The 26,084-nt window shown below is 74.1% G+C and carries 21 protein-coding genes and 1 pseudogene; 11 read left to right on the top strand and 11 right to left on the bottom strand.

What is annotated here, in order from left to right:
* Positions 1-25: 25 nt before the first annotated feature.
* The 4 genes from GSY65_RS05450 to yczE all read right to left on the bottom strand — a co-directional run bounded on the left by GSY65_RS05450 (position 26) and on the right by yczE (position 3,480).
* Positions 26-400 carry an RNA polymerase-binding protein RbpA gene (locus GSY65_RS05450; RefSeq protein WP_003977404.1) on the bottom strand — a complete coding sequence of 125 codons (375 nt, stop codon included), beginning with the start codon at positions 398-400 and terminating at the stop codon, positions 26-28.
* A 266-nt stretch (positions 401-666) separates the two neighbouring features.
* Positions 667-2,022 carry an MFS transporter gene (locus tag GSY65_RS05445; RefSeq protein WP_159766226.1) on the bottom strand — a complete coding sequence of 452 codons (1,356 nt, stop codon included), beginning with the start codon at positions 2,020-2,022 and terminating at the stop codon, positions 667-669.
* A 43-nt stretch (positions 2,023-2,065) separates the two neighbouring features.
* On the bottom strand, positions 2,066-2,833 hold the full coding sequence (locus tag GSY65_RS05440; RefSeq protein WP_159766225.1) for a glycerophosphodiester phosphodiesterase: 768 nt from the start codon (positions 2,831-2,833) through the stop codon (positions 2,066-2,068).
* A complete protein-coding gene (gene yczE / locus GSY65_RS05435) occupies positions 2,830-3,480 on the bottom strand; it encodes a membrane protein YczE (protein WP_159766224.1) in 651 nt (216 codons plus the stop codon). Before yczE ends, GSY65_RS05440 begins: the two co-directional genes overlap by 4 nt.
* Before the next feature lie 101 nt (positions 3,481-3,581).
* On the opposite strand from yczE, the gene GSY65_RS05430 reads away from it, so the two are divergent.
* Positions 3,582-5,081: an SCO1417 family MocR-like transcription factor gene (locus GSY65_RS05430; protein ID WP_159766223.1), complete on the top strand. Its 1,500-nt coding sequence runs from the start codon at positions 3,582-3,584 to the stop codon at positions 5,079-5,081.
* Between the two features lie 99 nt (positions 5,082-5,180).
* Here the strand turns inward: GSY65_RS05430 and GSY65_RS05425 are convergent, their stop codons facing one another.
* Positions 5,181-6,731 carry an ATP-binding protein gene (locus GSY65_RS05425; protein WP_159766222.1) on the bottom strand — a complete coding sequence of 517 codons (1,551 nt, stop codon included), beginning with the start codon at positions 6,729-6,731 and terminating at the stop codon, positions 5,181-5,183.
* A 37-nt stretch (positions 6,732-6,768) separates the two neighbouring features.
* Positions 6,769-6,963 (bottom strand): hypothetical protein, encoded by a 195-nt coding sequence (locus GSY65_RS05420; protein ID WP_055540730.1) that lies wholly within the window; start codon positions 6,961-6,963, stop codon positions 6,769-6,771.
* A 311-nt stretch (positions 6,964-7,274) separates the two neighbouring features.
* On the opposite strand from GSY65_RS05420, the gene GSY65_RS05415 reads away from it, so the two are divergent.
* From GSY65_RS05415 to GSY65_RS05395, 5 genes and pseudogenes are all read left to right on the top strand, one after another.
* Positions 7,275-7,667 (top strand): ankyrin repeat domain-containing protein, encoded by a 393-nt coding sequence (locus tag GSY65_RS05415; RefSeq protein ID WP_159766221.1) that lies wholly within the window; start codon positions 7,275-7,277, stop codon positions 7,665-7,667.
* A gap of 301 nt (positions 7,668-7,968) precedes the next feature.
* Positions 7,969-9,387: a HEAT repeat domain-containing protein gene (locus GSY65_RS05410; RefSeq protein ID WP_159766220.1), complete on the top strand. Its 1,419-nt coding sequence runs from the start codon at positions 7,969-7,971 to the stop codon at positions 9,385-9,387.
* 139 nt (positions 9,388-9,526) lie between these two features.
* A complete protein-coding gene (locus tag GSY65_RS05405) occupies positions 9,527-10,657 on the top strand; it encodes a glycosyltransferase family 4 protein (RefSeq protein ID WP_159766219.1) in 1,131 nt (376 codons plus the stop codon).
* The gene (locus GSY65_RS05400) at positions 10,654-11,841 is read left to right on the top strand and encodes a glycosyltransferase (protein ID WP_159766218.1); all 1,188 of its coding nucleotides are present in this window, start codon (positions 10,654-10,656) and stop codon (positions 11,839-11,841) included. The genes GSY65_RS05405 and GSY65_RS05400 overlap by 4 nt, the downstream gene beginning before the upstream one ends.
* Positions 11,838-12,685: pseudogene (locus GSY65_RS05395) on the top strand (SGNH/GDSL hydrolase family protein). Before GSY65_RS05400 ends, GSY65_RS05395 begins: the two are co-directional and overlap by 4 nt.
* 154 nt (positions 12,686-12,839) lie before the next feature.
* Here GSY65_RS05395 and GSY65_RS05390 read toward each other — a convergent pair.
* From GSY65_RS05390 to GSY65_RS05370, 5 genes are all read right to left on the bottom strand, one after another.
* Complete coding sequence (locus tag GSY65_RS05390; protein WP_159766216.1) at positions 12,840-13,712, bottom strand: biotin-dependent carboxyltransferase family protein; 873 nt, start codon at positions 13,710-13,712, stop codon at positions 12,840-12,842.
* Complete coding sequence (locus GSY65_RS05385) at positions 13,709-14,323, bottom strand: 5-oxoprolinase subunit B family protein (RefSeq protein ID WP_159766215.1); 615 nt, start codon at positions 14,321-14,323, stop codon at positions 13,709-13,711. The genes GSY65_RS05390 and GSY65_RS05385 overlap by 4 nt, the downstream gene beginning before the upstream one ends.
* Positions 14,320-15,078, bottom strand: a complete 759-nt coding sequence (locus GSY65_RS05380; RefSeq protein WP_159766214.1) for a LamB/YcsF family protein — start codon at positions 15,076-15,078, stop codon at positions 14,320-14,322. The genes GSY65_RS05385 and GSY65_RS05380 overlap by 4 nt, the downstream gene beginning before the upstream one ends.
* Positions 15,079-15,247: 169 nt before the next feature.
* Positions 15,248-16,075: a putative hydro-lyase gene (locus GSY65_RS05375; RefSeq protein WP_159766213.1), complete on the bottom strand. Its 828-nt coding sequence runs from the start codon at positions 16,073-16,075 to the stop codon at positions 15,248-15,250.
* Positions 16,072-17,397 carry an MFS transporter gene (locus tag GSY65_RS05370; protein ID WP_159766212.1) on the bottom strand — a complete coding sequence of 442 codons (1,326 nt, stop codon included), beginning with the start codon at positions 17,395-17,397 and terminating at the stop codon, positions 16,072-16,074. Before GSY65_RS05370 ends, GSY65_RS05375 begins: the two co-directional genes overlap by 4 nt.
* Before the next feature lie 241 nt (positions 17,398-17,638).
* Here GSY65_RS05370 and GSY65_RS05365 point away from each other — a divergent pair, with 241 nt between their 5' ends.
* The 5 genes from GSY65_RS05365 (at position 17,639) to GSY65_RS05345 (ending at position 26,008) form a co-directional block, all read left to right on the top strand.
* Complete coding sequence (locus GSY65_RS05365; RefSeq protein ID WP_159766211.1) at positions 17,639-18,334, top strand: GntR family transcriptional regulator; 696 nt, start codon at positions 17,639-17,641, stop codon at positions 18,332-18,334.
* Positions 18,335-18,360: 26 nt separating this feature from the next.
* Positions 18,361-18,498 carry a hypothetical protein gene (locus GSY65_RS05360; RefSeq protein WP_159766210.1) on the top strand — a complete coding sequence of 46 codons (138 nt, stop codon included), beginning with the start codon at positions 18,361-18,363 and terminating at the stop codon, positions 18,496-18,498.
* Positions 18,495-20,021 (top strand): hypothetical protein, encoded by a 1,527-nt coding sequence (locus GSY65_RS05355; protein ID WP_159766209.1) that lies wholly within the window; start codon positions 18,495-18,497, stop codon positions 20,019-20,021. Before GSY65_RS05360 ends, GSY65_RS05355 begins: the two co-directional genes overlap by 4 nt.
* A gap of 199 nt (positions 20,022-20,220) precedes the next feature.
* Positions 20,221-21,099: a hypothetical protein gene (locus tag GSY65_RS05350; protein WP_159766208.1), complete on the top strand. Its 879-nt coding sequence runs from the start codon at positions 20,221-20,223 to the stop codon at positions 21,097-21,099.
* A gap of 157 nt (positions 21,100-21,256) precedes the next feature.
* The gene (locus tag GSY65_RS05345; RefSeq protein ID WP_159766207.1) at positions 21,257-26,008 is read left to right on the top strand and encodes a hypothetical protein; all 4,752 of its coding nucleotides are present in this window, start codon (positions 21,257-21,259) and stop codon (positions 26,006-26,008) included.
* The last annotated feature ends 76 nt before the right edge of the window (positions 26,009-26,084 follow it).

Raw genomic sequence — 26,084 nt, 5'->3', positions numbered from 1 at the left:
GATCTGCCGCCCGGCCCCGCAGGGGCTACGCGGACTTGCGGCTGTCTCGCGGATGGACCGCGATGTTCATCGCGCCGGAGCGGAGAACGGCCAGGCGCTCCTCGAGGACCTCTTCGAGCTCCTCACGGGTGCGCCGCTCCATCAGCATGTCCCAGTGCGTACGCGCGGGCTTGGCCTTCTTCTCCTCAGGGCCGTCGCCGTCCACGAGGAGTGCCTGGGCCCCACAGACCTTGCACTCCCACTCCGGCGGGATCTCCGCCTCCACCGAGAAGGGCATCTCGAAGCGGTGCCCCTTCTCGCATGCGTACTCCACGGCCTGGCGCGGAGCCAAGTCGATGCCGCGGTCCGTCTCGTAGCTGGTCACCACGAGGCGCGTGCCGCGAAGAGCTCGCTCACTCATGAATCGTGCCTCCCGGGCTTGTCGCCCACAGGACAGGTGTCGCTGTCGTCGTCATCCGGTCAACGTCCGGTCGGCGGTAAAGATTCCCGTTCCGTGTCCCGTTCCGGGTCATGCGTCGCCGTCGTAGCCGCCCTTGTTGTACCCACCCGCGCCCGGTTTGTCACATCTGACAGCAGATGTCATCCAGCGTTTCGGCATCTTTGACGCGCAGTAACGGTACGCCTGGCAGGCCAAACGCGTACACTACAGCCCTTTCGCTTCCGGTGCTAAATCCTCTCGGGAACGGGATTGCCCGCGTCGCCGATCGCCCGGCGCACCGGAACCCTCGCGAGCAGGGCGAACCCGAGGACGAAGAAGAGGACCAGGGAGATGATCGCGTCCCGGTAACTTCCGGTCAGCTGGTAGGTGAGCCCGAACAGCAGCGGGCCGAGCCAGCTCATCCCGCGGTCGCTCATCTCGTACGCCGAGAAGTACTCGGCCTCCTTGCCGGGCGGGACGAGGTGGGAGAAGAGGGAGCGGGACAGGGCCTGGCTGCCGCCGAGGACCAGACCGATGCCGGCGGCCAGCACGAAGAACCAGCCGGGCGCCCCCGCCGGGAGGAAGTAGCCGACGGAGAGGATCAGCGTCCAGGCGACCAGGGAACCGAGGATCGTGCGTTTGGCGCCGTGGCGGCGGGCCAGCCGGCCCATGCCGAGGGCGCCGCACACCGCGAGCACCTGCACGAGCAGCACCGCCACGATCAGCGTGGACTGCCCGAGGCCCAGTTCCTCGGAGCCGTAGACCGACGCCTGGGAGATCACCGTCTGGATGCCGTCGTTGTAGATCAGGTACGCCAGGAGGAAGGCCAGCGTCAGGGGGTGGCGGCGCATGTCCCGGACGGTCGCCGCCAGCTGGCGCAGCCCCGGGACGGCGGCCTCCCCGGTGTCCGCCACCGGGGTGCGCCGGTCCCGCAGCCGGCGCAGCGGGATCAGGGCGAAGGCGCCCCACCACAGGCCCGCCGAGGCCAGGCAGATACGGACGGCCATGCCCTCCGAGAGACCGAAGCTGTCGTGCGAGGTGAACAGGATCAGGTTGGCGACGAGGACCAGGGAGCCCGACGCGTAGCCGAAGGCCCAGCCCCGCGAGGAGACGGCGTCGCGTTCCTCGGGGGGCGCGATCTGGGGGAGGTAGGAGTTGTAGAGCATCATCGCGACGGACTGCGCCGCGTTCGCGACGACCAGGAGCACCCCGCCGAGGAGGTAGCGGTCGCCGTCCAGGAAGAACATGCCGGCCGTCGCGGTGGCGCCCAGGTAGGCGGCCGCTCCCAGGAGGGGCTTCTTGCGGCCGGTTCGGTCGGCGGCGGCGCCCACCAGGGGCATGACCACCACGGCGACGATCACCGACAGGGACACCGAGTACGCGAAGAACGAGCCGGCGCGGACCGGGATGCCCAGCGGGTGGACGTAACCGTCCGGGTCGGCGGCCGACTTGGCGACCTCGGTCAGATAGGGGCCGAGGAACACGGTCAGGACGCTGGTCGAGTAGACGGAACATGCCCAGTCGTAGAAGTACCAGCCGCGCTGCTCGCGCCGCCGGTCCGCGGCCTCGCCGGCCTCGTCCGTCCGCACGGTGTCGGTGCCCACCCGCGCCCCCCTCGCTTCCCCGGGAAGACGCCGCGCGACGGCCTCAGACCCAGGTCCCCCGGTCTTCGAGCACCATGCGCAGCGTGTCGATGTGATCGGTCATGATGCCATCGACGCCGAGGTCGAGGAGACGGTGCATGCGTTGCGGTTCGTTCACGGTCCACACGTGGACCTGGAGCCCGCGCGCGTGGGCGGCCCGCACGAACCGCTCGTCGACGACCGGCACCCCCGACTGCGACTCCGGCACCTGCGCCGCGATCGCCGAGCGGCGCAGCGGAGCCGGGACCCCCCAGGAGCGCAGCCGCAGCCCGAGGACGCCGCCGGTGCCGAACGAGGTGGCCAGGCGCGGACCGGCCAGACGCTGGGCGCGGGCCACGCGCGGCTCGGAGAAGGAGCCGACGCAGACGCGGTCCCAGGAACCTGTGCGCGCGATCAGGTTGAGCAGGGGGTGGAGCGCGGACTCCGCCTTGACGTCCACGTTCCAGTGGACGCCGGGGAAGGTCTCCAGGAGCTCCTCGAAGAGGGGGACGGGTTCGGCGCCCGCCACGCGCGCGTGCCGCACCTCCTTCCAGGGCAGGTCCGCTATCCGGCCCGCCCCGTCGGTCACCCGGTCCAGCGTGGCGTCGTGGAAGGCGACGAGCTTGCCGTCGCGCGTCGCGTGCACGTCGGTCTCGATGTACCGGTAGCCCGAGTCCACCGCGCGCCGGAACTGGGCGGTGGTGTTCTCCAGGCCGTCCGCCGCCCCGCCCCGGTGGGCGAAGGCGATCGGGCCCGGATGGTCGAGGTAGGGGTGGCGGGTCTGGGCGGTCACCGGGGAAGTATGGCCCGCTCCGATGGACCGGTGGCAACGACCGTGCTGCCGGACGCCGAGGGAACGGCGAACACACGCAGGAACACCTGGGCGAGCGGGCCGATGGACACGGCGTACAGCAGGGTGCCGACGCCGACCGTGCCGCCGAGGACGAAGCCGGTCGCCACCACCGTCAGTTCGATGCCCGTGCGGACGAGACGGATCGACAGGCCGGTCACCCGGTTCAGGCCGGTCATCAGACCGTCGCGGGGACCGGGGCCGAAGCGGGCGGCGATGTAGAGGCCGGTGGCGGCGCCGTTCAGGACGATCCCGACGGCCATCAGGGCGACGCGGGCCGCCCAGGTGCGGGCGTCGGGGGTCAGGGCGAGCGTCGCGTCCATGGCGGCGCCGATCACCAGGACGTTGGAGACCGTGCCGAGGCCCGGGCGCTGGCGCAGCGGTATCCACAGCAGCAGGATCGCGGCGCCCACGAGGGTGAGGACGATCCCCATCGACAGGCCGGTCCGCTCGGAGAGCCCCTGGTGGAGCACGTTCCAGGGCTCCAGCCCGAGACCCGACCGGACGAGGAGGGCAGAGCTCAAGCCGTAGAGGGTGAGGCCGAGGTAGAGCTGAAGCAGGCGCCGCGTGAGATGCCCGGGAGCGGACACGAGAGGTCCCCCTTGTTGGTGGTAGTGGCCCGTCGCATGTCACCCTGTGGCTTGAGGAGTGATGTCCTCCATGGCCAATTCGGGGAAGGTGGACTGGAAAAGTGTCTCAGTGGACCTCCGCGGTCGGGGCCGCGCAGCTCGCTCGTATGCTCAACTCCCAGCAGGACCGCCCCAGCGGGCCCGGCAGCAAGCGTCCGCCCGCCTACCGCGCCCTCGCCGACGGGGTGCGGCTGCTTGTCCTGGAGGGCCGGGTCCCGGTGGCGGCCCGGCTGCCCGCCGAGCGGGAGCTGGCGCTCGCGCTCTCCGTCTCCCGTACGACCGTCGCGGCGGCCTACGAGGCGCTGCGCACCGAGGGGTTCCTGGAGTCCCGGCGCGGGGCGGGCAGCTGGACCGCGGTACCGGCCGGGAAGCCGCTGCCGGCGCGCGGTCTGGAGCCCCTGCCCCCGGAGGCGCTCGGTTCCATGATCGACCTGGGGTGCGCGGCGCTGCCCGCGCCCGAGCCCTGGCTGACCCGGGCCGTGCAGGGTGCCCTGGAGGAGCTTCCGCCGTACGCGCACACGCACGGCGACTACCCCGCCGGGCTGCCCGCGCTCCGCTCGATGCTCGCCGACCGGTACACCGCGCGCGGCATCCCGACGATGCCCGAGCAGATCATGGTGACCACGGGGGCCATGGGCGCCATGGACGCGATCTGCCATCTCTTCGCGGGACGCGGCGAACGGATCGCCGTGGAGTCGCCGTCGTACGCCAACATCCTCCAGCTGATGCGGGAGGCCGGGGCGCGGCTGGTGCCGGTGGCCATGGCCGAGGGGCTCGCCGGATGGGACATGGACCGCTGGCGGCAGGTGCTGCGGGAGGCGGCGCCGCGGCTCGCGTACGTCGTCGCCGACTTCCACAACCCGACGGGGGCGCTCGCCGACGAGGACCGGCGACGGGGGCTCGTCGACGCGGCCAGGGCCGCCGGCACGGTGCTGGTGGTGGACGAGACCATGGCCGAGCTGTACCTCGACCCGCAGGTGCGGATGCCGCGGCCGGTCTGCGGGTTCGATCCGGCGGGGTCCACGGTGATCACGGTGGGGTCGGCCAGCAAGGCGTTCTGGGCGGGCATGCGGATCGGGTGGGTGCGGGCCGCGCCCGAGGTGATCCGCAGTCTCGTGGCGGCACGGGCGTACGCGGATCTGGGGACGCCGGTGCTGGAGCAGCTGGCCGTGAACTGGCTGATGGGGTCGGGCGGCTGGGAGCAGGCCGTGGGGATGCGGCGGGAGCAGGCCCGGGAGAACCGGGACGCGCTCGTCGCCGCCGTGCGCAGGGAGCTGCCGGACTGGGAGTTCACCGAGCCGCGGGGCGGACTCACGCTGTGGGTCCGTACGGGTGGCCTGTCCGGGTCGCGGCTCGCGGAGGTGGGGGAGCGGGTCGGCGTCCGGGTGCCGTCCGGGCCGCGGTTCGGGGTCGACGGGGCGTTCGAGGGGTATGTGCGGCTGCCGTTCACTGTGGGCGGGGCGGTCGCGGAGGAGGCGGCGGTGCGGTTGGCCGCGGCGGCGCGGCTGGTCCGGAACGGGGCGTCCGGGGGGAGCGACGGGCCGCGGACGTTCGTGGCGTGAGGGGACGCGGACGGCCGGGGCGGTAGCGGCGCAGGACGGTGTCGCTGGGGGACGGTGCCGCTGGGGGACGTGGGAGCGCGCGGCGGTCGCCGCGCGCTCTCAGCTGTCCGCTGCCGCCAGGTCCTTCATCGCGTCCGCCGGGGTCGTGAGCGGTGGGAGGAGGGCCAGGACGGACTCCCGGTGCGGCTCGGGGGTGTCGGGGTCGTGGGGGTCGGGCGTTGCGGGGACCTGGAGACGCAGGACGGGCGCGGTGCCCAGGCGGGCGTAGCCGCGGCCCGCGGGGACGTCGGGGGTCGGGGTCGTGGGGGGTGGGGCCCCCAGGACGGACTGCAGCTGCTCGGCGGTGGCGGGGCCGAGGACCACGCGGGCACGGGTGTGACGCAGCACCGCCTCGCCGAGGGCGTCCAGGTGGTCGAACTGCTCGGCCACGACGACCGTGACGTTCGCGGCCCGGCCGTGGCGCAGGGGGACCTGGAGGAGGGACTGCGGGTCGCGCCCGCCGTCCGCCGCCGCCAGATGCGCCAGTACGGTCGGGCGGTCGAGCAGCAGCCAGAGCGGGCGCTGGGTGTCGTCCGGGGCCGGCTGCCCCGCCTGACGGGCGCGGTTCGTGGCGATCAGCCGGCGTTCCGTCTCCTGGGACGCCCACTCCAGACTGGCCAGCGCCCCGGAGAGCCCGCTCTCCACGGCGAGGACGCCGTCCCGGCCGGTCAGACAGGCGTGGTCGCCGCTGCCGGCGCCGTCGACGATGACGACGTCACCGTGCTGCAGCGCCTGGAGGGCGATGGAGCGCAGCAGCGTCGTCGTACCGCTGCCCGGTTCGCCCACGGCCAGCAGATGGGGTTCGGTGGAGCGGGCGCCGGTGCGCCAGACGACCGGCGGTACGTCGCGCCGCTCCTCCCCGAAGGAGAGGGGCAGCGTGCGCTGCACCTGGGCCGCGTCGGTGAAGCCGAGGACCGTCTCGCCCGGAGCCGTCACGAAGCGCTGGGCGGCGATGTCGGTGGCGAGCGGGGGCAGGACGCTGACGGACAGGGTGTTGCCCTCCTCGTCCCAGTCGAAGCGGTACTCGCGGCCGCGGCCGGCCTTGGCGTGCAGCAGGTGCTCGACACGCGCCCGGGACTCGGGCTCGCCGTCGGCGAAGTACGCCGGGTAGTGGATCAGCAGTTGGCTGATCCGTCCGGTGCCGTCGAACGCGTAGGTGGGGAAGGCCTTGTCCCAGGCACCGCCGTGCGCGTAGAGCGGCTCAGGGTCCTCGGCGGCCGAGAAACACGGGACCAGGGCCTCGTAGAGGGAGCGCAGCCGCTGGGTCTGCGACTCGTCGGGACCGGTGGGTTCGGGCGTCGCGCCGTCGCGGCCCGCCCAGGCTGCCGCCGCCATCAGGGCGATGACGGCGAGCAGCGCTCCGTACGGCACGAGGGTCACCACCAGGACCACCGAGGTGGCGAGGAACAGCAGTGACCCGCGCCGGTCCTTCGGTGTCTCCACCCATCTGCGCCGGCCGGCCGCGGCCAGCCGGCGCAGTCCACGGGTGATCGTGATCAGCGGATGGAGGACGTCGGTGGCGCCGTCGGCCGCCGTCCGGGCCAGCTCCCGGCTCTTGGCGAGATGTGCGCCACCGCTGGTCAGAATGCGGGGGAGGGGGACCCGGGCCACGGCTGTCTCCTGGAGGTGCGTACGGATGGGGACGGGGTCAGAACTTGATCCCGCCGAGGAGGCTCGCGAGGCTCTCGCCGCCCGCCGTGATGCTCGGGGCGATACCCGTACTGGCCAGGTAGAAGCCGAACAGCGTGACGACGATGGCGTGCGAGGCCTTGAGGCCGTCCTTGCGGAAGAAGAGGAAGACGATGACGCCGAGCAGGACGACGCCGGAGATGTTCAGGATCATGTGGGTTCTCCTGGTAGGTGGGGACAGTCACCATGAGTTCTTCCAAGGTCACAGCATGTATCCATACGATAAAAGGTGCAAATGAAGGAAATTCCGGCTTTTTCACCTGGGCGGGCGAGTGGGCGTTCGGCCGTCCGAGCTGGGCTGTTGCGCCGCGTCCGACTCGATGTGATCTTTGCCTCGGCCACCACCGCTCATGTGCGCGAGAAGCCAGTACCCTGGCGATTCACCCGTACGGCGGCGCCGCCGTCGTACGCTCCAGAAGCACACGTGCTCGTGGCGGCAACGCGAAGTGAGAGGTGGACCCGGCGATGAGCGAAGCCCCCGACCCCGAGGTCGTGGAGCTGGCGACCAAGGTCTTCGATCTGGCCCGACGGGGCGAGACGGAGGCGCTCGTGGCGTACGTCGACGCCGGCGTCCCGGCCGAACTCACCAATGACCGCGGTGACTCGCTCGTGATGCTGGCCGCCTACCACGGCCACGCCGACGCGGTACGGGAGTTGCTGGCCCGGGGCGCCGAGGCGGGCCGCGTCAACGACCGGGGGCAGACCCCCCTCGCGGGGGCGGTCTTCAAGGGGGAGTCCGATGTCATCCGGGTGCTCCTTGAGGGCGGGGCCGACCCGCTGGAGGGCACGCCGAACGCCGTCGACACGGCCCGCATGTTCGGCAGGACCGAGCTGCTGGAACTGTTCGGCGCACGCTGATCCACATGTTCTGACCAGGTAGAACACAAAAGACGGGGGAGGCGGTACAGGGCCGCCGGAAATATCGGTCGCGGCAGGAAGAACCGCCGGGTCATCATGACGTCGTGATTCACGGACGCGATGGCTGGGCAGGTGTTGCCGCACCACGTGGACCGTGATGCGGTCCGCATGGGCCACTGACGAGAGGCAGAGGAAGATGGTCTACAGCAAGCAGGAAACGGCGGGCGCCCCGACGTGTTGTCACGCGGCCAGGTAGAGCAAGATCCCGGTTGCGTCGACGCTTGATGTGAGGCTGTTTCCCATGTTCGAACCGTTCATAGCGCCCAGCGGTACGCTGCTCGGCCTGCTGCAGCGGGGCCGTGGCGACGGCACCCTGCACGCGCTCACCGCCCCGCGGGCCGAGGCGCTCGCGGCACTGAACACCTGTGTGCTGAGCGACCCCCGCCACGACTGGCAGGTGGAGAACCGCTCGCTCTACTACGCCCGGCTCTACCTCGACCTGCACGGCGAACTCGACGAGATCGAACGGCATCTCTTCGACGCCGACGACGTCCTCGACGCCGAGGAGTCACGCACCGGGCTGGCCCTCGCGGTCCTCGGGCACCTCGCCTCGTACGGCAGGCGGGACGCGCTCGAACTGCTGCGCAGGTACGCCGCCACGGGCACCAACTGGTCCTGGGCCCTGGACGAACTGGCCCTCAGGGACGACGACGAAGGGCTGCGCGCCCTCGCCGAACCCGTCCTCGCCCGCTTCACCACCGACCCTGAGGGCGAGGCGGAACTCGCCGCGACCGTCCGGGACGCCTTCGAACCCAGGCCCTGGCGGCTGTGGGCCGACGACCCCCGCGAAGCCGTCGCCGCACGCGTGCGTGCCGCCCAGGAGGCCGGCTGCTTCGACCGCTGGCAGCGGCAGATGCGGCCCAGCGGACCCCGCCCCGGCTGGAGCGTCGGTGCCGTCTTCGAATGGGCCCGGCAAGGCATCGAACGCGGAGCCGTCCTCCATGTGCCGGCCGCCCGCTGCCTCATGGCCGTCGCCGGCCCCGAGGACCGGCCGGAGATCGTCGAGGCCGCCCGCTCCGGCGACGACGGCGCGCGCTGTACCGCCCTGCGCTATCTCGCCGACGGCAACGATCCCGACGCCCTCGACCTGATCGAGGGCGCGGCCACCGACGGCACGACGATGGTCGTGGAAGCGGCCGTCGACGCCTTCGAACGGATGCGCAGCGTGGCCGCCGTCGACCGGGCGCGCGGCTGGGTGCACCGGCCCGACGCGCTGGGCGCGGCCGCCGGGCGCGTCCTCGCCTGCCGGGGCGGCGCCCAGGACAAGGACCTGGTGCTGGGCGCCCTGCGCGAGGCCGTGCGCGGCGAGGGCCCCGACGCGCTCACCCTGTGGACGCTCGTCGACGGCGCCGGACGCCTCGGCATCGCCTGCGCAGCACCCGTGCTGCGCCACATCTACCGGGAGACCGCCTCCTCCCACCTCCGCGGCCGCGCCGCCCGCGCCCTGGCCGCCACCGATCCCTCCTTCCCGGCGGGCTTCGCCGTCGAGTGCCTCTGGGACTGCGAGGAGACCACCCGCGAGATCGCCGCCCGGCACGCCGAGACGGGCGACACGCGCGTCGTCGACCAACTGCGCCGGCTGGCCGCCGACCCGGCCGAGGAGGCCGAGGTCCAGACAGCCGTACGCAGCCGAATCGGCCCTGACATGCCCGCGATGTGAACACCCCGTGGCCCGGAGGTCAGGAGGGCATGGACACGGTCTGACCTGGACATGTGCGCAGCGCAACGCTCATGGGACGTTCCTCGTCCGGAAAGATCCACGTTGACGTGGCCACGTCCGGTACGACGACAACACCGGTATGCGTGTCGTCATCGTGACCGAGTCCTTTCCCCCCGATGTGAACGGCGTGGCCCACTGCGCCCTGCAGACCGCGCGGCACCTCGTCGCGCGCGGCCACGCGCCGCTCGTCGTGGCCCCGGCCACCGCCCCGGGCACGGCGGCGGGCGCCGACCTCCAGTCGCCGTGCCCCGTCGTCCGTGTCCCCTCCCTCCCGCTCCCGGGCTACCCCCAGGTCCGTGTCGCCCTGCCCAGCCGCCGGGTGGCCGGGGCGATCGTCGAGCACCGGGCCGACATCGTCCACCTGGCCAGCCCCTTCGTCCTCGGGGTGCGCGGCATGGCCGCCGCCGTGCGTCTCGGGGTCCCCGCCGTCGCCGTCTACCAGACCGACCTCGCCGGCTACGCCCGCACCTATGTGCACGCCGGCGAGGCGGCCGCCTGGCGGCGCATCCGCTCCGTGCACGCCGCCGCCGACCTCACCCTCGCCCCGTCCAGTGTCGCCCTGCGTGACCTGGAGGAACACGGGGTGCCCCGGGTGAAGCTGTGGCGGCGCGGCGTGGACACCGTCCGCTTCCGGCCCGCCCTGCGCGACGAGGCGCTGCGCCGCGCACTGGCGCCGAACGGCGAGCTGATCGTCGGCTACGTCGGCCGCCTCGCCCCCGAGAAGCAGGTCGAACTGCTGGCCGGGGTGTGCGGGCTGGACGGCGTACGCGTCGTCGTCGTGGGCGACGGCCCCAGCGAACCGGCACTGCGCGAGGCCCTGCCCGGCGCCGTCCTCCTCGGCCGCCGCACCGGCGACGACCTCGCCCGGATCTTCGCCTCCCTCGACGTCTTCGTCCACACCGGCCCCTTCGAGACGTTCTGCCAGACCGTGCAGGAGGCCATGGCCAGCGGCGTGCCCGTCGTCGCCCCCGCCGCGGGCGGACCGCTGGACCTCGTGGCTCACGGACGCACCGGGCTGCTGGTGCCGCCGCGCGACGCCGTCGCCGTACGGGACGCCGTGGTGTCGCTGGCCGGTGATCCGGCGCTCCGCGCGGCCTACGGGGCCGCCGGGCGGGCCATGGTCGAGGGGCGCACCTGGGCGGCGGTCGGCGACCAGCTCATCGGGCACTACGCCGACGTGCTCGCGGCGCGGACGGCGGTGGCGGCATGAACGCGGCCGCCTCCGGCGGAACACGCGACGACGCCGTCCGCCCGGGACTGCGGATCGTACGGCTCGCCAACTTCGTCGCGCCCGCCTCGGGCGGACTGCGGACCGCCCTGCGGGAACTGGGCCGGGGCTACCGGGCGGCGGGCCACCACCCCGTGCTCCTCGTGCCCGGCGAGCGGTACACCGACCGCGCCACCGGGCAGGGCCGCGTCATCACCCTCCCCGGCCCCCTGCTGCCCGGCACCGGCGGCTACCGCGTCCTCATGGACAGGCGGCGGGTCGCGTCCCTCCTGGAGTCCCTCGGCCCCGACCGGCTGGAGGTCTCCGACCGCACCACCCTGCGCTGGACCGGGGCGTGGGCCCGCCGCGCCCGGGTGCCCGCCGTGATGGTCTCCCACGAGACCGCCGACGGGGTGCTGCGGACCTGGGGGCTGTCCGACGCGATGGCCCGGAGGGCCGCCGACGCCCTCAACGCCCGTACCGCACACACCTACGCGCGCGTGGTGTGCACCACCGAGTTCGCCGAGCGGGAGTTCGTACGGATCGGCGCCCGGAACGTCGTCCGCGCCCCGCTGGGCGTCGACCTCGTCGGACGGCACCCCGCGCTCTTGGACCCGGCGCTGCGCGAGCGGCACGCGCGCGTGGACGAGGTGCTGCTGGTGATGTGCTCCCGGCTCTCGGTGGAGAAACGTCCCGGCACGGCGCTCGACGCGCTGGAGGCGCTGCTCCGGCGCGGACGGCGCGCGGCGCTGGTGGTCGCCGGGGACGGACCGCTGCGAGGCCGCCTCGAACAGCGGGCCCGCGGGCTCCCCGTGACCTTCCTCGGCCATGTCGCCGACCGCCACCTGCTCGGCGCCCTCCAGGCATCCGCCGACGTGTGCCTGGCGCCCGGACCCGCCGAGACGTTCGGGCTGGCCGCGCTGGAGGCGATGGCCTGCGGGACGCCCGTCGTGGCCAGCTCCTCCTCGGCGCTGCCCGAGGTCGTCGGCTCGGCCGGGGCCACGGCGGCGGACAGCGGCGCGTCCTTCGCGGACGCCGTCGAGTCGCTGCTCGACCGACCCGAGCGGGAACGGCGGGACGCGGCACGCGCGCGTGCGGAGCGCTTCGGCTGGCAGACCGCCGTGGACGCCTTCCTCGCCGCCCACGACGCGCACGCCGGCCGCCCGGCACGGGAGGGCGTCGGATGAGACCCGTGCGGTTCACGGCCCTCGGCGACTCCCTCACCGAAGGCGTCGGGGACCCCGTCGCGGGCGGCCGGCGGGGCTGGGCCGCGCTGCTCGCCGACGGCCTCGCCCCCGAAGTGGAGTTCACCAACCTCGCCGTCAGCGGCTCACAGACGCGCGACGTCCAAGAACGCCAGTTGTCCGCCGCGCTCGCGCTCCGCCCGGACATCGCCTCCGTCGTCGTCGGCGTCAACGACACCCTGCGCTGCACCTTCGACATCCACGCCGTGGCCGCCCGCCTCGACGAGGTGTACGGGGCCTTCCGGGACCAGGGCGCCGAGCTGCTCACCGCCTGCCTGCCCGACCCCGGCGCCATGCTCGGCCTGCCCGGGGCCCTCGCCAGGCCGCTCGCCCGGCGGCAGCGAGCCGTCAACACCGTCGTGCACGCCCTGTCCGAGCGCCATGGAGCGGTCCACCTGCACGCCTGCGAGGGCGCCTGGCTGACGGACCGCGCGCTGTGGAGCGCGGACCGGCTGCACCCCGGCGAGCGCGGACATCGGCGGCTCGCGGTCCGCTTCCACGCGCTGCTCACGGAGGCCGGACTCGCGACGGGCCCGGCGCCCTCGCCGGAGCCCGACTCCCCCACGCCGACCCGCGCCGCCGGTCTGTGGTGGCTGGCCACGGCGGGCACGGGATGGGTCGCCCGGCGGTGCACCGACCTGCTGCCGCAGCTCCTCACCCTCGCCGTCGCCGAGATGCGTCACGAGGCACGCGGCACCAGCGCCCGCCTCGACCTGACCGCGTCCCACGCGGTGGCATCGGCCCTCGCGGCGCTGACGGGGCCGAGCAGCGCCCGGAGGTGGCGTGAGGCCACCGCCGACAGAGGTCTGCCGACAGGGTGACCCCGCCGTGGAAGCGGAGTGGAGCGGGAGCGTGCAGCCGACGGCTGACCCGGGTCGTGGAGCCGGCATGGTGGACCCGGGGCGCACACCTGACGTCGTGCAACCGGGCCGTGCAGCCGGTCAGCGGCGGTGTCGTACGGCCGCGAACCGCACCGGTGTGCCCGGTGTTGCCTGGGCCGCGGCCGGGAGGTCCGCCGGGTCGACGACCGCGATCACCGGATAGCCGCCGGTGGTCGGGTGGTCGGCCAGGAAGACGACCGGGCGGCCGTCCGGCGGCACCTGGACGGCTCCCAGCACCATGCCCTCGCTGGGCAGCTCACCCGGCCGCGCGCGCTCCAGCGTGGGCCCCTCCGTGCGCAGCCCGATGCGGTTGCTCGCCGACGACACGACATAGGGGCGGGCGGTGAGCGCGGTGAGCGCCGCGTCCGTGAACCAGTCGTGGCGGGGGCCCAGGGCGACCCGCAGGACCAGCTCCGTCGGCGGCGCCGGATGCGGAACGGCGTCCACGCACGCGTGCGGCCCCGCCGGGCGTCCCAGGGGGAGCACGATGCCGTCCGTCAGCGGGGCAGGGCCCAGACCGGACAGCAGGTCGGTGGAGCGGCTGCCGAGCACCGGCTCGACGGTCACACCGCCGGAGACGGCGAGATAGCTGCGCACCCCCGCGCGTGCCGCCCCGATGTCCAGCAGCGCGCCGCCGGGAACCCGCACGGGCGCCCCCCAGGCCGCCGGGCGGCCGTCCACGGTGACCGCGCAGGGCGCGCCCCCGACGGCGACGGTGACCGTCGCGCGGGGCCGTACGGAGCAGCCGTTGAGGGTGGTCTCCAGGACGGCCGCCTCCGGGGCGTTGCCCACCAGACGGTTGACCAGGGCGGCGGCGGGCGCGTCCAGCGCCCCCGAGCGGGGGACGCCGAGGTGCGCGTGACCGGGGCGGCCCTGGTCCTGGACGGTGGTGAGGGCACCGGCCCGGACGACGGCGAGGGCACGGTCGCTCACGGGGCCGCCGCCGTCGGTGTGAAGCGGACCCGGGTACCCGGAGCCAGCAGCGCGGCCGGCACGCGCGCGGGGTCCCACAGGACGGTGTCGGTCGTGCCGATCAACTGCCAGCCGCCGGGGGAGGAACGCGGATAGACACCGGTGTACGGGCCGGCCAGGGCGACGGAGCCCGCCGGGACGGCCGTGCGGGGCGTCGCCCGGCGCGGCACCTCGCGGGGCAGGCCCGTCAGATAGCCGAAGCCGGGGGCGAACCCGCAGAAGGCGACGCGGAACTCGGCCGCCGCGTGGAGGCGGACCACCTCGGCCTCGTCCACACCCCAGTGGGCGGCGACGTCGGCCAGATCGGGTCCGTCGTACCGGACGGGGATCTCGACGACCTCCTCGGCGCGGGCCGGGGCGGGCGGCACGTCCCAGGAGACGAGGTGCTCGGCGAGACGCAGGGGTGCCTCCAGGCCGTCCAGGAGGACCGTACGGGCCGCCGGGACGATCTCGGCCACCGCGAGGTCGCCCGTGGCGCGGCGGCGCAGCAGTTCGGCGTGCAGTGCCTCGGCCTCCTCGCCCGAGTCCAGTTCGACGAGGAGCGCGTGGGCGCCGACCGGCATGGCCCTCATACGAACGCCTCCACACGGACCCCCGACGCGGTCAGCTCGGCACGCACCCGCCGCGCCAGCTCCACCGCGCCCGGCGTGTCGCCGTGCAGGCACAGGGAGCGGGCGCGCACGGCGACGTGCTCGCCGGAGTGGGAGACGACCGTGCCGGAGCGGGCCAGCGTCACCGACCGCTCGATGACCGCGGCGGCGTCCGTGATCACCGCGCCGTCCTGGCTCCGCGGCACCAGGGTGCCGCGCTCGGTGTACGCGCGGTCGGCGAACGCCTCGGTGACCACGGGCAGTCCGGCCTGCTCCGCCACCTTGAGCAGGTGAGATCCGGGCAGACCGAGCACCGGCAGCGTGGCGTCGGCGAGCACCACCCCCTCGACGACCGCCGCTGCCTGCTCGGCGTCGTGGACGACGCGGTTGTAGAGCGCGCCGTGCGGCTTCACGTACGACACGCGCGTGCCCGCCGCGCGTGCGAAGACCTCCAGGGCACCGACCTGGTAGGCCACCTCGGCCGCCAGCTCGGAGGCCGGCACGTCCATCGCGCGGCGCCCGAAGCCCGCGAGGTCGTGGTACGAGACCTGGGCGCCGATCCGCACCCCGCGTTCCGCCGCCAGCTCGCAGACCCGGCGCATGGTGACCGCGTCCCCGGCGTGGAAGCCGCAGGCCACGTTGGCGCTGGTGACGACGGACAGCAGTTCCTCGTCGTCGGTCAGCTGCCAGCGGCCGAAGCCCTCGCCGAGGTCGGCGTTGAGGTCGATCGACGTCATGGTTCCCATTCTCCTCTTTCAGCGGTGTCCGCCGGACCACGCGGTGCTGCTCGTCCGCACCACGTGGTGCCACTTGTCCGGACGGCGTGGTAGTGCTCGTCCGGACGGCGTGGTAGTGCTCGTCCGGACGGCGTGGTATCGCTCGTCCGGACGGCGACGTGCCGCTCGTCTAGACCACGCGGTACTGCTCGTCGCGGGCGTCGGTCAGGAACATCCGCCCCGGCGCGTGGGTGATCGCGAACGGTGGGCGTGACGCCATCACGGCGGCCTGCGGGGTGACCCCGCAGGCCCAGAACACCGGGATGTCGTCCGGTTCTGCGGTCACGGCCTCGCCGAAGTCCGGGCGGGACAGGTCGGCGATGCCCAGGCCGGCGGCCTCCCCGCAGTGCACCGGGGCGCCGTGCACCGCCGGGAGCAGAGCGCTCTCCCGGATCGCGGTGGCGAGGTGCTCGGGCGGGACCGGGCGCATCGACACCACCATCGGCCCCTGCAGCCGGCCCGCGGGCCGGCACTGCCGGCCGGTGACGTACATGGGGACGTTGCGGCCCTGCTCGATGTGGCGCAGCGGGACGCCCGCCTCGGCGAGCGCCCACTCGAAGGTGAAGCTGCAGCCGATGAGGAACGACACCAGGTCGTCCCGCCAGACGTCGACCACGTCCGTCGGTTCGGCCACCAGCGCGCCGTGCTCCCACACCCGGTAGCGGGGGAGATCGGTGCGCAGGTCGGCGCCCTCGGCGAGCGGGGTGGTCCAGGCGCCCGCGTCCGTCACGTCGAGCACCGGACAGGGCTTCGGGTTGCGCTGGCAGAACAGCAGCATGTCGTACGCCCAGTCGGCGGGCACCGAGATCAGGTTCGCCTGGGTGTGCCCGGCGGCGACCCCGGCGGTGGGACCCGACAGCCCGGCGCGGAACCGGGCACGGGCCTCACCGGGGCTCCACGCGTGCGCGTGCGGCTCGACCAGGGTCACGGGGCGGTCCTGAGCGGTCGCGGGGCTCATACCAGCTCCTTCCCGCGCGTCTCCGGCAGGCCGAGGAGGGCGACGGCCGCCAGGGCGTAGCCGATCGCGCCGAAGACCAGCGCGCCGCCCACACCCCAGCTGTCCGCCAGGAAGCCGACCGTCGTGGGGAAAACGGCGCCCACGGCGCGCCCGGTGTTGTACGTGAAGCCCTGCCCGGTGCCGCGCACGGCCGCCGGGTACAGCTCGCTCAGGTACGACCCGAAGCCGCTGAAGATCGCCGACATGCAGAACCCGAGCGGGAAGCCGAGCACCAGCAGCAGGCCGTTGGCGCCGCTCGGTATGTTCGCGTACGCCAGGATGCACAGCGCCGACAGCACCGCGAACAGCCAGATGTTGCGCCGGCGGCCCAGACGGTCGGTGAGGTACCCGCCGGTGAGGTAGCCGATGAAGGCACCGGAGATCAGGAACGTGAGATAGCCGCCGGTGCCGACGACGGACAGGTCGCGCTCGGTCTTGAGATACGTCGGCACCCAGGTCGCCAGCGTGTAGTAGCCGCCCTGGACGCCCGTGGACAGCAGCACGGCGAAGAGCGTCGTGCGCAGCAGGCCGGGAGCGGCTGCGGTGCCGGGCCGGAAGATCGCGGCGAACGAGCCCTTCTCGGCGCTCCGCTCCCGCGCGGCGGCCGCCTCCGGGGCGTCCTCGACCGAGCGGCGCACCCAGACGACGAGCAGCGCGGGCAGGGCGCCCGTCCAGAACATCACGCGCCAGGCGAGGTCGTCGCCGAAGAGGGAGAAGACCACCGTGTAGACGATCACGGCCAGTCCCCAGCCGACGGCCCAGGAGCTCTGGATCGCGCCGAGCGTGCGCCCCCGGTGCTTGGCGCTCGCGTACTCGGCGACGAGGATCGCGCCGACCGCCCACTCGCCGCCGAAGCCGAGTCCCTGGAGGGCCCGGAAGACCAGCAGGGTCTCGTAGTTGGGGGCGAAGCCGCAGGCCACGGTGAAGACCGCGTAGGTGATCACGGTGATCATCAGGGCCTTCACCCGGCCGATCCGGTCGGCGAGGACGCCCGCGGCGGCGCCGCCGATCGCCGAGACGACCAGCGTGACCGTGGTGAACAGGCCGGTCTGGCCGCTGTCCAGCCCGAAGTAGGCCGCGAGCGCGACCATGCTCAGCGGCAGCGTGAAGTAGTCGTACGAGTCGAGGGCGTAGCCGCCGAACGCGCCGCCGAAGGCGCGGCGGCCGCGCGGACCGAGGGCGCGCAGCCAGCCGAACGCGCCGTCGTCGGCGGCGGCCTGTGCGTCTGCCGGGGGCCGACCGGTGGTCGAGGGGGCCGGGGAGGAGGGAGGGGTCGAGCTCATGAGCACCTCGCAATGAGGGACGGAGGATGCGTGAGGGGTGAGCCATGGCGTCGGACTGGGTCGTCGTGCCGTAGTGCCGTAGTGCCGTGCGGTTGTGCCGTGCCCGCGTGCGGGCGGCCGGCGCCGGGTGGGTCGAACCGTGGCGTGGTGCGGGGCGCCTGTCCAGCAAGGTAGAGGATCGTTGAACGATCCTTCAATACCCATGTTGTCTCGTTCTGATGACTGCGATTGAATGCGGCGCATGGCCGCCGAACTCACGGGACTTGCCGACGACCGGGCCCTGCTGGGTCGCACCAGCACCGCCGAGCGGGTTTCGGACATCCTCCGGAGCCGGATCGCCGAAGGCTTCTTCCCGCCGGGCACCCGCCTGTCCGAGGACAGCATCGGCGGCGCCCTCGGGGTCTCCCGCAACACCCTCCGGGAGGCGTTCCGCCTGCTCACCCATGAACGGCTCCTCGTGCACGAGCTCAACCGCGGGGTGTTCGTGCGGGTCCTCACCGTCCAGGACGTCGAGGACATCTACCGCACCCGCCGGATCGTCGAGTGCGCCGTCGTCCGGGGGCTCGGCGAACCGCCGTACGCCCTGGACGGGCTCGTCGAGGCCGTCGCCGACGGTCAGCGGCTGGCGCGGGAGGGCGACTGGAAGGGCGTCTCCACCGCCAACATCCACTTCCACCGGGAACTGGTCGCCCTCGCCGGCAGCGACCGCACCGACGAACTCATGCGCAGCGTCTTCGCCGAACTGCGGCTCGCGTTCCACGTGGTGGACAACCCGCGCAAGCTCTACGAGCCGTACCTGGCGCGCAACCAGCTGATCCTCCGGACGCTCCAGCGGGGCGAACGCGACCGGGCCGAGGAGATGCTGGCCGAGTACCTCGACGACTCGCTGCAGGGCCTGGTCGAGGTCTACGGCCGCCGGGTGGCCGACGCCCCCTGAGCGGCCTCCGGCCGAGCCGGGCGACCGTGGTGCTGGTGCTGGTGCTGGTGCTGGTGCTGGTGCTGGTGCTGGTGCTGGTGTCGATGCCGGTGCCTGCGCGGGCCCCGGCACGGCGCAGCGATTTGGGTCGCTGTCGGACCCAGGACCTAATCTGTGCACCGTGACTTCACCCGTATCGACGGACAGCGTTCCGCCCCAGCTCAGCGCGGGGTCGCGCCCGGCTCCGGGCCCGGCCGCCGACGAGGGCCTGGCGCGGCGGCTGCGCGCGCTCGCCTGCACAGCGCCGCTGCACGACCTCGACGCGCGCAAGGCCAACCTCGCGGGTGAGTACTCGGTGTACGGCATGGCGGAGGTCGCCCTCGCCGCCATCGACCTGGTCACGCTCAACATGGACTTCGACACCGGCGCCGACCACGACCAGATCGTCGCCCGGCTCGTCCCCCGCATCTCCGCCCAGGCCCCGCAGCGCCCCGTCGAGGAGCACGAGCGGGTCGCCCGCTGGGTCCTGGAGAACCTGATCAACGTCGGCAGCGTCGACCGCGGGTTCCGCGCCGTCTACGGCACCTTCGCCTCCGACGGCACCTATGTGCGCCGCGACTACGACTTCAAGCTGATCGAGGAGGTTCCCGGCTACGGCGGCGGTGTCTACCTCCGCACCACCGACGAGGCCGTCAACGTCCTCGTGGGTGCCCTCGACACCGACGTCACCAGCGCGCAGATCGCCGCCGAGGTCAAGCTGGAGGTCCTCATCAGCCGGGGCCGGCTCGCCGACGCCCAGCTCGCCGCCGAACAGGCGCGCTACCGGACGGTGCAGTACTCGGAGACGCTCCGCAAGGCCCTGGACGCCACCCGGCGCAACGTCCGCGCGGTCGACTGGCTCCAGGCCGTCCCCGACATGATCGCCGAGGCGCTCGACCACGTCGCCGACCGCTACCGCCACGAGAACGCGATCCTCACCAACATCCGCAAGGCCCGCGACGAGTCCGAGGACCCCGAGCACAAGCGGCGCGCCGCCGAACTCGTCGACATCGTCAAGGACTGCATCCGGCGGCACACCCAGTTGCAGTCCCGGCTGCTGGAGGCCGGCCCGTTGTTCCGCGCGGAGCAGGACCGGCAGGCGTTCGCCACCCCCATGACGACCTCGGGGACCGACCTCTACGGCCATCTGCTCGCACCGCTGCTGCCGCTGCCCGTGGAGCAGGCGCGGCGGGTGACCGACGCGTTCTTCGCCCGGGGGACGGGGCTGCGTACGCCCGGGTCCCCGCGCCTCGGCGACCTCGTCGACCTCCTGTTCACGCCGCCGGTGGAGCGGGAGCACCTGGGCGCGGAGATGCCGGAGCCGGACCTGATCGCCACTCCGGACGACAGCCGGTTCAGCGAGGAGCAGCTGGCCGCGGCGATGCGGCTGCTGGACCTGCCCGCGGACGCGCCCCGACGACTGTCGGGACTGCTCGCGGAGGCCCGGCGGTCCGACCCCGAACTGCCCTATCTGGTCGCGCTGCTGGCCGTGCACGCGGCCAGCCCGCCGGTCGGCACGGCCTACCGGCAGGGGGAGGAGAAGCTGCTCTTCGCCGTGGACGACGGGACGGAACTGGACGACCCCGAGTTCGGCGGGGCCGATCTCATCGTGGGGACGGCGCTGCTGGACGCGGCCGGGATGGCGGCGGACCGCTCGGAGGCGGCATGAGAACGCCACCGGGCCACCGGACGGGCCCCGCCCGCGGATGGCTCCCCGCCGGACGCGGCCTCGCCCTCGCCCCCGCTGCCGCTGCTCCCGGTTCCGGGACCTGCTCGGAGACTCGCTCCGTGACCCGGTCCGAGCCATGTTCCGAGCCCAGTCCCGACACCCGTTCCGAGCCCTGTTCCGAGATCGAGGAGTTCCAGCTGTGAGCGAGCACGTCGAGTGGAGTGAGCCGGAGGCCGCCGCCGCTCCGGTGGCAGCCGCCGTCACCCCCGCCGACGCCGCCGACGCGGCGCGGCTCGTCGCCTTCGGGCTCCAGCCCAAGCTCCAGCCCGCCCGTGACCAGGAGTACGGCGATCTGCTGCGCCGCTACCGCGAGGACCCCGCCTTCGCCCGGCTCGCCGACGCCGTCGCCACCGGGCTCGGACTGGTCGTGCTGGAGGTGTCACCGAGAGCCGGGATGGCGGTGACGGCCGCCGAGGACTCCGTGTTCGCCGTGCGGATGGGGGACTACGCGCGGCGCACCTCGGCCGACTCCGTGGACCGCTTCCTGCACGGGCTCGCCCACCTCGCGGTCGCCGCGATGGCGTTCCCCCGCCCCGAGGACCTCGCGGACGACGGATACATCGGGCGCGTGTCGGTCAACGGGGTCGACTCGTTCGTACGGCAGGCCTGCCGGCGGCTGGAGGAGCGCGCCGAGGAGCAGGGAGAGAACACCGACCCGGCGACCGACGCGCCCGGACTGGAGGCCGCCTGGCGGATCTGGGCCAGACGCAGCTCCACCGGGGCCACCAAGGACGCCCGCCGGCTCGCCGGTTCCACCACCGGAATCGTCGGCAAGGCGGTGGGCTTCCTCACCGACTCCGGGTTCCTCCAGCGCACGGGCGACGACAACGGCGGTACGTACCGCACGACGGCCCGTTACCAGCTCCAGGTGCGGGACATGGCGGGCAGCGCCGCGATGGCCGAGCTGCTCGACCTGGGGATCGTCCCGGTCACCGACGGCACGGCCACCCTGCTGCCCCCCGACGACACCGACGACCTGGAACTGGTGGCCGACGCCGGGCTGCCGTTCCACTCCTGACCGCCCGCACCTGCCCCGCCGCCTGCCTCGCCGACACCGCACCACCCGCCTCTCCGACACCCCACCCACCCCGCCGCGTCGGCACCGCCCGCACCCGCCCCCGACCCGCACCACGTCTCCGCACGAACCACCCTCACGACCGCGAAAGTCCCCCACCATGTACGAGCTGTCCCGGGTCCGCCTCTACTCCATCGGGCCGGCCGGTGCGCGCTACGCCGACACCGTGCTGGACCTGAGGGGTGTCGGCGAGCCCGTGCCCGACCCCGCGCCGCAGCAGGCGGAGTTCTTCGAGGAGGAGCCGACCGGGCCGCCCCGCCGGCCGGCGCCCGCGGGCGTGCTCTTCCTGGAGAACGGCGGCGGCAAGTCGGTCCTGCTCAAGCTGATCTTCTCGGTGATGCTGCCGGGACACCGCAACACCCTCGGCGGCGCCAGCTCCGGCGTGCTGCGCAAGTTCCTGCTCGCCGACGACTGCGGGCACGTCGCGCTGGAGTGGCAGCACACCCTCACCGGTGAGTGCGTCGTCGTGGGCAAGGTGAGCGAGTGGCGCGGACGCCAGGTCTCCAACGACCCCCGCAAGTTCGCCGAGGCCTGGTACTCCTTCCGGCCCGGCCCCGGCCTCAGCCTCGACAACCTCCCCGTCGCCGAGTCCACCGCCGTACGGCCGCCCGTCGAGGGCGCCTCCGGCGCACAGGGGCGGCGGCGGACCATGAAGGGGTTCCGGGACGCCCTCACCGAGGCGGGCAAGGCGTACCCGCACCTCGAAGTGCACTGGGAGGAGATCCACGACCGCTGGAACGAGCATCTGACGGACCTCGGACTCGACCCCGAACTCTTCCGCTACCAGCGGGAGATGAACGCCGACGAGGGCGAGGCAGCCGGCCTCTTCGCCGTGAAGAAGGACTCCGACTTCACCGACCTGCTGCTCCGCGCGGTCACGGACACCCGGGACACCGACGGGCTCGCCGACCTCGTCGGCGGTTTCGGCAACAAGCTCGGACGCCGGGCCGAACTGATCGCCGAACGCGACTTCACCGCCGGTTCCGTGGACCTCCTCGGCCGGATCGTGGAGGCCGCAGAGGCACGGTCGCGGGCACGTGACATCCACACGGCCGCCGAGCGGCGGACCCGCATCCTCGCCCGGCGGCTCTCCGCCCGGGCCACCCGGGAACGGGTCAGGGGCACCGATCTCGCCCAGCGGGTCACGGCCGCCGCGTACGCGGTCACCCACGCCGAGGGCGCACGCGAGCGCAGCGCGCTGATCGCGGCCGAACTCGCCTACCGGCACGCCTCGCTCGCGCTGGCCGCCGCCGAGAAGTCCGCCGCCGCCCAGAAACGGGAACTGGCTGACGCCCGCACCCTGCACTCCGCCTGGCAGGCCGCCGAGGCCGTGCTCAGGCACCGCGCCGCCGCCGACCGCGTCGCGCGCGTGGCCGTCGCGATCCAGGAGGCCGAGCGGGACGCGGCCCCCGCGCTCGCCGCCCGCGCCAGGGCCGCCGTCGATCTCGTACGGGCCCTGCACGCGGCCGCCCAGAGCGCCGAGAACCTCGCCAACGAGGGCGAGGAACGCTCGGCGGCCCTGCAGGAGGTCGGCGAGACCGCCCACCGGGACTCCACGGCCGCCGCCACCGAGGCGCAGCGGGCCCGCAGCGAGATCGGACACCTGAAGCAGCGGCTCGCCGAGGTCGAGCAGGAGACCGCCGAGGCGGTCCGGGCCGGCTGGCTCGACGACAGCGCGCCCGACGCCGACCCGGCCCGCGCCGCCCTCGCCGCGAGTGACGCCGAGAAGACCGCCGTCGCCGCCTGGGACACCGCCCGCGAGGCCGCACGGCGCGCCTCCGAGCATGCCAGGGAGGCGGCCTCCGCCGAGTCCCGCGCCGAGCTGACCGCGGCCCGCGCGGCCGACGCCGCCGTCGCGGCCGAGCGCGCGTACGACGGGGAACGGCGCACCGCGGAAGCCCTCGCGGCGGAGGAACGCCTCGCCGAACTGCTGAGCCTGCCGGGCGCCGCCCGCAGGAGCCGGGCCGGGGTGCCCGTACCCCGTGCCGCCGGTGACGGCCCCGGCGGCATCCCGACCGAGAGGTCCACCCAGCCGCAGCGGACGGGCCCGGCGGCCGGCGCCGCCGACGGCCCCGGCGCAGACGCCTCCGGTTCCCCCGGCGACGGCCCCCTCACCCCCGAGGAACTGGACCGCTTCGCGGACGAACTGCGTGAGTTGCTCGACGAGAACGTGTCCTCCGCGGAGCGCACCCTCTTCGAACTGCGCACCGCCGCGGCCGACGACTCCCGCATCCTCGGCGCCCTCGGCGACGGCGGACTGCTGCCGCCGGGCCCTGACGTCCTGGCCACCGTCGAGTTCCTCGGCGAGCACGGCATCCCCGCGCTGCCCGGCTGGCGCTACCTCGCCCAGGCGGTGGACCCCGCCGACCACGCGCGCGTGCTCGCCGCGCGCCCCGAGCTGGTCGACGGCGTCATCATCACCGACCCCGACTCCCACGTCCGCGCCCGTGCGGCGCTGAGCGACGCGGCCCTGCTCCCCCGGTCCGCCGTCGCCGTCGGCACGGCGGCCGCGCTGCTCGCGCCGACACCGCCCCTGGACGCGGCCGACGGCGCCCTGTCCGAGGTGTTCCTCGTCCCGCCGAACCCGGCCATGCACGACGAGGGCGCCGCCGACGAGGAGCGCCAGGCACTGCGCGCCCGCGCGACCGCGCGCGACGAGGAGATCCGCGCGCTCGCGGCACGGCTCGGCAAGGACCGGGAGCTCGCGGCGCGGCTCGCCTCCTGGCGCACCGGCTGCCCGGCGGGCCGGCTCACCGAGCTGGCCCTGTCGGCGGCGGAGACCCGCGCGTTCGCGGAGGAGGCCGAGGCGGAACTCGCCGAGGCCCGGACCGTGCGGGCGGAGGCCGAGGAGGCGGCGGCCGAGGCCGCCCAGGTGCGGGACGAACGGCAGGAGGCCGCGCAGAAGGCCCGGCGCGCCGCCGACGCCCTCGCCGGACTCGCCTTCCGGCTGCGGGAACGCGCCGGCTGGCAGGCCAAGCTCCGTGAACTCGCCGACGAGGCCGCCGAGTCCGAGGCCCGCGCCCAGGTGTGTCTGGAGCGGGCCCGCGCCGCCGACGAGGACCGCCGCGCCACCCAGCGCGCCGCCGACGACGCCCGCCGCACCGCACGCGCGCTGCGCGCCGAACGCGCGGAGATCGCGGGCGCCCCCGACGACGTACCCGAAGCGGACAGCGACACGCCCAGGCAGCCCCTCGCGGCCCTCCGCGAGGCCTACCGCGCGGCCTCCCAGGTGTACGAGAAGGTCGGCGTGGGCGCCGACCTGCGCGCCGAACAGGCCCGGGCCGAGAGCGACGAGAGCGCCGCCCGCGCGGAACTGGACCGGCTCAGCAACAAGGTCCGCAACCGTGCCGAGCAGCTCCTGCAGTCGCCCGACGGCTCCGACGGCCCCTCCCGGCAGGCCGCGTCGGCCCGTGCCGAGGAGCTGGTGCAGCTCCTGGAGACCCGTATGTCGACCGCGAGCGAACAGCTCGGACGGCTGCGCGGCGAGGCCGAACGGCACGCCCCCGAGGACGGCGAGACCCACACCGAGCTGCCCGAGGAAAGGGTCCCGCGCGACGCCGAGCACGCCCAGGCCCTGCTGCGCACCGCCACCACCGAACTCGCCTCCCGCACCGAGGCGCTGGCCCAGGCGCGAGAGGCCCACGCCGAGCTGCTGGCGGCCCACCGCGCCGCCGAGGACGCGGCCGGCGGCTTCGACGAGACGGCCGCCCTGCTCAGGGACCTCCTGCGCGACCACACCCCGGACGACGACCAGGAGGAGCCCGACCCCTACCCGGGCGGCCTGGAGGAGTCCCGCAAGGCCGCCGCCGAGGCCCGCCGCTCCCTGCGCGGCTGCGCCGCCGACCTCTCCGCCGCCGAGGGCGCGGTGCGCGAGGCCTGCGACATCCTCGTACGGCACGCCAACTCCACCCGCTACGAGCAGGTGCGCACCCCGGCCCGCCAGCAGATCCGTGAGCTGCCCGCCTCCGCGCTGCCCGAGCACGCCCAGAAGTGGGCGGACGCCTTCGCGCCCCGGCTTCGGGTCCTCACCGACGAGCTGGCCCAGCTGGAGCGCAACCGCGACTCGATCGTGGACCGGCTGCGGGGACTCGTGGAGTCCGCGCTCGCCACCCTGCGCTCGGCGCAGCGGCTGTCCAGGCTTCCCGAGGGCCTGGGGGAGTGGTCCGGCCAGGAGTTCCTCCGCATCCGCTTCGAGGAACCCGACCAGGCCACGCTCACCGAGCGACTCGGCGAGGTCATCGACGAGGCGACCCGCGCGGCCGTGAAGAAGAACTCCGACATGCGGCGCGACGGCATGTCCCTGCTGCTGCGCGGCGTCAGCGCCGCCCTCCAGCCCAAGGGGGTCGCCGTCGAGATCCTCAAGCCCGACGCCGTGCTCCGCGCCGAGCGCGTCCCCGTGGGCCAGATGGGCGACGTCTTCTCCGGCGGCCAGCTGCTCACCGCGGCCATCGCCCTGTACTGCACCATGGCGGCGCTGCGCAGCAACGACCGGGGCCGCGACAGGCACCGCCACGCCGGCACCCTCTTCCTCGACAACCCCATCGGCCGGGCCAACGCGACCTACCTGCTGGAGTTGCAGCGGGCCGTGTCGGACGCCCTCGGCGTCCAGCTCCTCTACACCACCGGACTCTTCGACACGACCGCCCTGGCCGAGTTCCCCCTGGTCATCCGCCTCCGCAATGACGCCGACCTGCGCGCCGGCCTGAAGTACATCAGCGTCGAGGAACACCTCCGCCCGGGACTGCCGCAGCAGCCCCGGGCGGGAGAGGCGGTGCACAGCGAGATCACCGCGACGAGGATGTACAAGCGCCCGACATCGACCCCCGCCCGAGAAGGGGCCGCGCCCCGGTGAGGGGCGCCGGTGAGGGGCGCGGCCCCCTCACCGGGGCGCGGGCAACGGCGTGGGCGGCCACGACGGACGCGCGGTC

The sequence above is a fragment of the Streptomyces sp. HM190 genome, assembly GCF_009857135.1.
GTDB classification, from domain to species: domain Bacteria; phylum Actinomycetota; class Actinomycetes; order Streptomycetales; family Streptomycetaceae; genus Streptomyces; species Streptomyces heilongjiangensis.
The sequence above is the reverse complement of the archived record's forward strand: the minus strand, read 5'-3'. Positions and strand labels throughout refer to the sequence as shown.

Coding starts and splice junctions, on each gene's coding strand:
- GSY65_RS05400 (WP_159766218.1), top strand. CDS start 10,654: ATGAACGCGGCCGCCTCCGGCGGAACACGCGACGACGCCGTCCGCCCG.
- GSY65_RS05375 (WP_159766213.1), bottom strand. CDS start 16,075: ATGAGCCCCGCGACCGCTCAGGACCGCCCCGTGACCCTGGTCGAGCCG.
- GSY65_RS05370 (WP_159766212.1), bottom strand. CDS start 17,397: ATGAGCTCGACCCCTCCCTCCTCCCCGGCCCCCTCGACCACCGGTCGG.
- GSY65_RS05405 (WP_159766219.1), top strand. CDS start 9,527: ATGCGTGTCGTCATCGTGACCGAGTCCTTTCCCCCCGATGTGAACGGC.
- GSY65_RS05365 (WP_159766211.1), top strand. CDS start 17,639: ATGGCCGCCGAACTCACGGGACTTGCCGACGACCGGGCCCTGCTGGGT.
- GSY65_RS05450 (WP_003977404.1), bottom strand. CDS start 400: ATGAGTGAGCGAGCTCTTCGCGGCACGCGCCTCGTGGTGACCAGCTAC.
- GSY65_RS05410 (WP_159766220.1), top strand. CDS start 7,969: ATGTTCGAACCGTTCATAGCGCCCAGCGGTACGCTGCTCGGCCTGCTG.
- GSY65_RS05420 (WP_055540730.1), bottom strand. CDS start 6,963: ATGATCCTGAACATCTCCGGCGTCGTCCTGCTCGGCGTCATCGTCTTC.
- GSY65_RS05345 (WP_159766207.1), top strand. CDS start 21,257: ATGTACGAGCTGTCCCGGGTCCGCCTCTACTCCATCGGGCCGGCCGGT.
- GSY65_RS05415 (WP_159766221.1), top strand. CDS start 7,275: ATGAGCGAAGCCCCCGACCCCGAGGTCGTGGAGCTGGCGACCAAGGTC.
- GSY65_RS05385 (WP_159766215.1), bottom strand. CDS start 14,323: ATGAGGGCCATGCCGGTCGGCGCCCACGCGCTCCTCGTCGAACTGGAC.
- GSY65_RS05380 (WP_159766214.1), bottom strand. CDS start 15,078: ATGACGTCGATCGACCTCAACGCCGACCTCGGCGAGGGCTTCGGCCGC.